Raw genomic sequence first — 6,960 nt, forward strand, 5'->3', positions numbered from 1 at the left:
CCTGCGCACCATCCGCGAATCCATCCCCACCCCCGCCGACGCAGCCCGCGCCGTCACCGACTTCCTCGCCAACGCGTGGGCCCATCGCATGCGTTTCTCGTACGCGTCCTACGTGCTCGTGTTCCTCTTCATCACCGCCTCGGCCACCGTGTTCCTGCAGTGGAGCGTCTACAACGAGCCGACGTACGCCGATCCGGCCGCGGTGGACGACTACACGAAGGCATGGGACAGCATCCGCGGCCAGATCACGAAGTTCGTGGCGCAATCCTGGCTGCAGAACAACAACAACGCGCTGCTCAACTTCCTGATCCTCGGTCTGATGTATCTCGTGCTGGTGTTCCTGCTCAACCGGTTCTGGATCGCCACGGCCGTGTTCTCGATCGCCATGACCTCGTTCGCCGTGGCCAACCACATCAAGATCGCACTGCGCAGCGAGCCGATCATCCCCTCCGACCTGAGCTTCCTGTCCGGCGGCAACACCGGCGAGATCTGGTCGTTCATCCCGCAGGACGACCTCGCGCTCGTCTATGGCTCGATCCGCATGCTGGTGTGGCTGACCGTGATCTGCGTCGTGCTGCAGGTACTCGACGGACGCAAATGCGTGATCCCGTTCCATTGGAAGCATCCGTTCCGCAACCCGAAGGTCATCGCCGGCAACTGCACACGACTGGTCGCTGTGATCGTCAGCGCGGCGACCCTGTTCTCGTTCACGTGGAACCTCGGCATTCCCGGCTCGTGGTCGTACGAGTGGGCCAAGAGCATGAACGACTCGCCGATGCTGTGGGATTCGCTCAGCGACGCGAGGAACAACGGCCCGGCGATGAATTTCCTGCGTCTGGCGCACGCGAAGACGATGGACAAGCCGGACGGCTACAGCAAGGCCGCGATGGCCGAGATCGCCGAGAAATACGCGTCCGCGGCGAAGAAGACCAACGCCACGCGCGCGAACGAGATGACCGACAGCACGGTGATCATGATCCTGTCGGAGTCGTTCTCCGACCCGACGCGCGTGCCCGGCATCGAATTCACCCAGGACCCGATGCCGAACATCCGCTCGATCAAGGAGACGACGACCTCCGGCCTGATGCTCTCGCCCGGATACGGCGGCGGCACCGCGAACATCGAATACCAGTCGCTGACCGGCCTGAACCTCGGCCTGTTCGACGATTCCATGCAGTCGCCGTATCAGGAGCTCGTTCCGCATCAGAAGAATCCGTACACGTTCAACCAGATCTGGAACACGAAGTACGGCCAGACCGGCTCGGTGGCGTTCCACCCGTTCTACAAGAACATGTACCTGCGCGATTCGGACTACAAGAAGTTCGGATTCAGCCATTTCTACACGCTGGACAGCGATCCGGCGATCACCCATCAGGATCGCATCGACAACTCCACGGTCGTCAGCGACGCCGCATCGTACCAGAACGTGCTCGACGCGCTCTCCTCGAACACCGAGCATCCGCAGTTCATCCAGCTGGTGACGATGCAGAACCACATGCCATACAACGACTGGTATGCGGACAACCAATTCAAGGAGGCCGACGTCTCGCAGATCGGCGACGGCGAGAAGTATTCCGTCGACACGTACGCGAAGGGCGTGAACCTGACCGACCAGGCGACCTTCGATTTCCTGTCGCAGCTCGACCAAATGGACAAGCCGATCACCGTGATCTTCTACGGCGACCATCTGCCGGGCATCTACACGACCGCGAACAGCGACAAGAACAACGCGCTGGCGCTGCACGAGACGGACTACTTCATCTGGTCGAACCAGGCATCCGTCTCGGCCGGCACGAAACTGGACGACAAGAACGCCGGATACACGTCGTCCAACTTCTTCATGGCGCAGGCCGCGGAGCACATGGACGCGAAGATCTCGCCGTACCTGACGCTGCTGACCGAACTGCACGATCAGCTGCCCGCGCTGGGACGACTCGTGCTGCAGGCGGGCGGCTTCGACGAGAACGCGTCGACCATCTACCTGTCCGCCGATGGCACGACGGTCAAGCGCAAGAACCTGTCGAAGCAGGCTAAGCAGCTGCTCAAGGAGTACCGTCTCGTGCAGTACGATCTGACCGCCGGCAAGGGGTATCTGAACGACACCGACTTCTTCAAGGTCGGGTAGCGTCCAAGATCGTGCGACGTTTGCGGCCGGGCGCCCGGACCGCGCGGTCACACGGAGATCCGACCGCAAACGGACGCCCGTTTGTATAATGGAGCTCATGCCAGTTCTTGATACCAAAGACGCGTGGGAAACCGTCCATCGCATCGTGTTCCCGACACGGGACGCGGATCTTACCTTGCCGCTGTACGCGACGCCTTGGACGCCGTCATATCTGCGCGAATCGGTTTTGGACGCAAGAACCGACATGCAGACCATCAATTGGGGCACCCTGAATCACTCCAAGTTCGATCGCATCGTCGAGGACGCATCGAAGCGTTCCAACGCGAACGGCACGGATCATATTTCGACCGGCGACATCATCTCGCGCCGTGGCATACGGATCGCCCCGCGGTCCCGCACATCGTTCTGCACGTTCTTCAACGCGTTCCCCGCCGCCTACTGGCAGCGCTGGACCAAGGTGCGGCGAGTACGTCTCGTGGCGGAGGTCGCCGGCACCGGCAAGCTGACCGTCTTCCGATCCACCGGCCGCGGATTGTTCAATCCGGTGGCACGACTGTCCGTGAATGCCCCCGATCCGGCCAGACCGCAGCATGTCGAAGCGATCATGCCGCTCACGAATCTCATGGATGGCGGCTATATCTGGTTCGATGCCGCCAATGACTCCGACGACGCCCCGCTGCAGGTGCTCTCAGCCGAATGGCAGGTTCCCGTCTCGGCCCGAACCGCCCAAAGCACGCCAGCCAAGCCGCATTCCACGCTGTCGATCGCGATCACCACGTTCAATCGTCCCTCGTATTGCCTTGATCTGCTGAAAGACATCGCGCAGGCGGACGAGCTGCGCAAGCGACTGGACACCATCTATTGCGTGGATCAGGGCACCGACCATGTGTCCGACCAGCCGGATTTCAATGACACCGCACGCCGGCTCGGCTCCCAGCTCACGTATCTGCGTCAGCCCAACCTCGGCGGTTCCGGCGGCTACTCGCGCGGCATGTTCGAAACCGCCGAAGCCGGCAACAGCGACTATGTGCTGCTGCACGACGACGATGCGATCACCGAGCCCGAGGCCATTCTGCGCGCCGTGCAGTTCGCGGATTACACGGTCCGCCCGACGCTGGTGGGCGGCGGCATGTTCCATTTGGACAACCGGACCGTACTGTACACGCAGGGCGAGCGGCTCGATCCGCGCACCATCTGGATGAAATCGTCGCTGGAACTGCCGTACAACCACGATTTCGCGATGCACCCGCTCAGGGATTCGCCCGAACGCCACCAGCGCATCGACGCGGATTTCAACGGGTGGTGGATGTGCCTGATCCCGGTTAGGGTCATCAAAGAGATCGGCCTGAGCCTGCCGGTGTTCATCAAGTTCGACGATACGGAATACTGCATCCGGGCACGTGAGCATGGCTACCCGACCGTCTGCCTGCCGGGCGTCGCCGTATGGCATCAGGCCTGGCACGACAAGGATCCGGCCCGCACGTGGGAGGAGTACTTCTTCCAGCGCAACCGGTGGATATTCGCGCTGCTGCATTGCCGCAAGCCCACGTTGCGCATGATGTTCGAGATGATGTACGGCGATCTGAACGTCGGTCTGCGCTTCCTGTATTCGGCGCTGTATCTGCGGCACAAGGGATTGAAGGACATCATGCGCGGGCCGGAATACATCGTGTCGTCGATGCCCGGCAAGCTGGCCGAAGTCCGCAAGGAACGCGCCGCGTTCGAGGACACGCACGCCAGCGGCGACCGCGAGGACTTCCCCGAGCCGGCAAGGGAATTCATCTCGCACACGGTTCGTCCGCGTTCCCGCTCCAAGAACACCCGAAGCGGCGTGTACAACATCGTGCGCGGCCTGCTTGGCATGACGGATGCGTCCAACGCCAAGGTGCCGGATGTCGCGATTCCGGCGAAGGACGCATTCTGGAGTTCGTTCGCGAACGTCAACTCCGCGATCGTCACTACGTCCGACGGCAACTCGGTCAGCTGGCTGAAACGCAACGACCGGCTGTTCCGCAAGGATATGATCCAGGGACTGCGACTGGCCTGGCGGTATACGCGCAGGTTCGAGCGGCTGTCGAAGGAGTACCGGGACTATGACATCGCCGGATTCGACGTCTGGCGGAAGATCTTCTCGAATCCGAACGACTGAGACGGACAACACAGACGTCCTATGGTTGGTTCGTGGTATGACGAGGGGCGTTGCCGATCGGCAACGCCCCTCGTCATACCAATTGCGATACCCCGTAAAACACAATATCGGAGCATGCGCCCAGGATGGATGCGTTCAATGTCCTTGCCCTGAATCTATCACGAGCATCGATCGCTCACCGATCCGACCGGCTTCGCCGAAAATCCTCGCTGAACGGATCAGACTCGGTGACGACTTCCACATCGCGCTCATCCGGCGCCGGCATGATGCGCATGTAATCATGGTTCAGCAACGCGTAGGCGTCCCCCGCGTCGTTTCGGATCACGAGCGTGCAGGCATTGTCGCCGGTCGCCACCGCCACCATGTCGGTGAAGTTGGGATCGGTGGGACTGGGCGTACGCAGCGACGTGAACAATTTGAACTCGCCGCTGTTGAACAGTTTGAGCGGCACTTCGAACTGCACGGTGTGATGCCCGTGACGTTTCATCTTGAATACCTTGGCACCGGTATCGTAGGTGATGCCGCCACGCCTGATGTCGTTCATCGAAATGGCCAGATAGAAATCACCCGGCTCGTCATACTGGTATTCAACGGCGAACCGGAACGTGTCGTCGCTGGTCAGCATAGGTTTGGATACGGCATACGTACGCAGCAGCGGGCAACGCTCGTTGAGGCCTTCCGGATATACGCCCTTCTTGGCGGCCTCGGCCGCCTTCTTGTCGTCTTCCTTCTTCTCGGCCTCCAAGTTGGCGAGCGTGTACTGGTCGGCGACGCTTTCCTTGTCGCCGATGGCAGCCACTTCGCCATCCTTGATCATCATGGCCCGGGTGCAGTATTTCTTGACGGATCCCATGTCGTGGGTCACAAGAATCACGGTCTTCGTCGGATCCTTGCTGACTTCGCGGAAGAAATTGTCGCACTTGCGTTGGAACGCCTCGTCGCCGACGGCGAGCACCTCGTCGAGCACGAGGATGTCGCCCTGCGCCTTGATGGCCACCGAGAACGCGAGTCGCACCTGCATGCCCGACGAGTAGTTCTTGAGCTTCTGATCCATGAAGTCTTCAAGCTCCGCGAATTCGACGATGTCGTCGTACATCGCGTCGATCTGTTCATGGGTGAATCCGAGCAGGCATCCGTTGAGATAGACGTTCTCGCGGCCGGTGAGCTCCGGGTTGAATCCCACGCCGAGCTCTATGAACGGCACCAGCTTGCCTTTGACCGACACGCTGCCCTGATCGGGATAATAGATCTGGGAAATGATCTTGAGCAGAGTGGACTTGCCGCCGCCGTTGCGCCCGACGATGCCGAAGAACTCGCCCTGATGCACTTCAAAGGAAATGTCCTTGAGGACATCCTGCCGCCGGTATCCCTTGATGCCTCGAGTCCAGTTGATGAACGCCTGCTTGAGGCCGGTGGCCTGTTCGGTGGGCAGACGGAAGTACTTGCCCACATGGTCGACGGAGAGCACGACCGGCGCGTCCAGATAGGCGAGTTCGTTGTGCGGCTTGTCGGTGAGCCGGGCGTCCATGGCGGCTGCGCCGCCCGCGTCTTTGGAGGCCATCGAGATAAGGGAATTTGCAGTCTCCTGGTTCACCACCATTTACATGACCTCCGCGAATCGCTTGCTATTCCTACGGAATACATACACACCGACCCAGATGAGCACCACGGTCAGGCCGAGCGGAATGGCCGGCACCCACCACGATCCGAACTGGTTCCATACCGTGGGCTGCGATTCCGGCGCGATGAAGTTATGCCGGATGTCCTGGATCGTCTGCGCGATCGGATTGAGCAGCTCGAGTCGGGCGAGCTTTGCGAACAGACCGCCCTTGTCGGTCACGTAGCTTAGCGGATAGATGATCGGCATCGCATAGAAGATCATCTGCTGCAGCACTTCCCAGATATGCGCGATATCACGGAAATACGCGTACATCGTGCTGAAGATCAACGCCAAGGCCAAGGCAAGGACCCACAGCTGCAGCACGTTCAGCGGAACCAGTATCACACGCCAGGTAAACCGCACGTGATTGAAGAACGCGAAGATCAGCACGACGACATAGTTGATGCCGAGGCTGATCATCGACCCCAGCGTGGCCGAAACCACCACGATGTAGTTGGGGAAATGGATCTTGCGCAGCAGATCGCCGCGGTCGACGATCGAACGCAGGCCGATGGAAGTCGCCTCAGCCACGAAGTTCCATGAGCAGATGCCCAGCAGCAGCACTACCGGATAGGTCGGCGTGCCGTCAGACATGCGCAGGAACTGGGCAAACACCACGTACATGACGGCGAACAGCATCAACGGCTTGAGTACCGACCACGCCACGCCCAGGAACGAGCCCTGATATCGTAGCTTGAAATCGGTCTTCACCAGGCCTTTCAGCACGACCCACGCATAGCGGTACCGATCCGCAAATTTCTCAATGACTGCTTTCACGAGGGGCTATTTTACCAGTCCAGGCGCACAAAGCCTTTTGGTTCCGAACCGCCCCCATTACCTGGCAAGCCATCGCCCACTCACATATTGCACCATATAACACGAATGCGTACCGATGTACACCCCGCTGTCTAAATGAAAGTGCAACACCCTTTAGATTGGAGATTGTCTAGATAACCAGTGAAAGGATGTTGCACCTTGGGTCAAGTGTATTCGCACCTGTCGGAAGAGGAACGGCAGGTCATCCAA

Annotated in this window: 4 protein-coding genes; 2 read left to right on the forward strand and 2 right to left on the reverse strand. The window is 60.1% G+C overall.

What is annotated here, in order from left to right; translation table 11 throughout:
• Together JS541_RS14405 and JS541_RS14410 are read left to right on the forward strand one after the other, a co-directional pair.
• Positions 1-2,125 (forward strand): LTA synthase family protein (locus tag JS541_RS14405; RefSeq protein ID WP_346428318.1); only part of this gene is annotated, 2,125 nt, incomplete at its 5' end.
• Between the two features lie 97 nt (positions 2,126-2,222).
• Complete coding sequence (locus JS541_RS14410; RefSeq protein WP_240539394.1) at positions 2,223-4,274, forward strand: glycosyltransferase; 2,052 nt, start codon at positions 2,223-2,225, stop codon at positions 4,272-4,274.
• A 175-nt stretch (positions 4,275-4,449) separates the two neighbouring features.
• Here JS541_RS14410 and JS541_RS14415 read toward each other — a convergent pair whose 3' ends face one another.
• Together JS541_RS14415 and JS541_RS14420 are read right to left on the reverse strand one after the other, a co-directional pair.
• Positions 4,450-5,802, reverse strand: coding sequence for an ABC transporter ATP-binding protein (locus JS541_RS14415; RefSeq protein WP_214375184.1), 1,353 nt, complete (start codon positions 5,800-5,802; stop codon positions 4,450-4,452).
• A 72-nt stretch (positions 5,803-5,874) separates the two neighbouring features.
• On the reverse strand, positions 5,875-6,711 hold the full coding sequence (locus JS541_RS14420) for an ABC transporter permease (protein ID WP_214375182.1): 837 nt from the start codon (positions 6,709-6,711) through the stop codon (positions 5,875-5,877).
• Between the last annotated feature and the right edge of the window lie 249 nt (positions 6,712-6,960).

The organism is Bifidobacterium sp. SO1, from assembly GCF_018555335.1.
Lineage (GTDB): Bacteria > Actinomycetota > Actinomycetes > Actinomycetales > Bifidobacteriaceae > Bifidobacterium > Bifidobacterium simiiventris.

Excerpts from the sequence above, each read along its gene's own strand:
- JS541_RS14415 (WP_214375184.1), bottom strand. The coding sequence starts at position 5,802 with ATGGACGCCCGGCTCACCGACAAGCCGCACAACGAACTCGCCTATCTG.
- JS541_RS14410 (WP_240539394.1), top strand. The coding sequence starts at position 2,223 with ATGCCAGTTCTTGATACCAAAGACGCGTGGGAAACCGTCCATCGCATC.